This is a genomic window from Oleiphilus sp. HI0061 (assembly GCF_001635675.1).
In genome coordinates this window covers 1-823 of the sequence record NZ_LWFE01000329.1, presented here as the reverse complement: position 1 = coordinate 823, position 823 = coordinate 1, and the positions used below count along the sequence as shown (strand labels likewise).

The 823-nt window shown below is 44.6% G+C and carries 1 protein-coding gene; it reads right to left on the bottom strand.

Features of this window, described 5'->3' with window-relative positions; translation table 11 throughout:
* A partial coding sequence (locus tag A3735_RS04250; protein WP_197485664.1) for a nitrite reductase occupies window positions 1–823 on the bottom strand: 823 nt, incomplete at both ends.

Here is an 823-nt window from a genome sequence, read left to right as displayed (position 1 = left end):
GATAGCTATGCTCCCAACCAACGAAACCGGCAGGAGGTTTGTCTTCATAGTTTATTTCCCAAACCTCTTTTATATCTTTTAAGGCAGCAATAAAGCTATTTCTTGGCGGTGCATTGTAGACAGCACTGACGCGCGACGTATTACCATCCTTATCCTTAACATCAATCACCTTAATGGGAGACAGATCTTTGGTATCCAGGATCACCAAGTTATTCGGAAGGTAATTCGCCGCCATGGCATAGCGGCCGTCACTCGATACAGCGAGGTTACGTGTATTAATCCCCACCCTGACTTCAGAAACAATCTCTAGATTATAGATATCAAACTTGCTCACCCAGCCATCACGTGAAGCAAAGTAAACAAAGCGACCATCAGGTGAATACTTTGGCCCACCATGTAAGGCAAAGTGGGTTTTAAAACGATGGATAGGCTCAAATGTATCACCATTCAAAACCGTTGCATGATGATCACCTAGCTCAACGACAATGAACAAGTTCATCATATCGGCTTCAAAAACCGGCTTTTCACCTAAGTCGCCAGGCTTGAAAAAGACTTTTTGAGACTGATTAATATCACTCAAATCCCACTTCGGCATCTCTTTCAAAGGCGTATAGATCAGATCACCCAAAGCTTCGATTTCCGCGTCATTAAGCGTACTCATAAATGCTGGCATTTGCGTCGCTACGCGGCCATTTTTAATGACACCTAGCGCTTTATTTTTTCTCAAGCGCTTGAGGTTCCCAGGAAGTAAAGCCGGACCCATTGCACCCAAACGATTCTCACCATGACAGGCCTGACAATGAGTTTGGTATAGCTCCTGCCC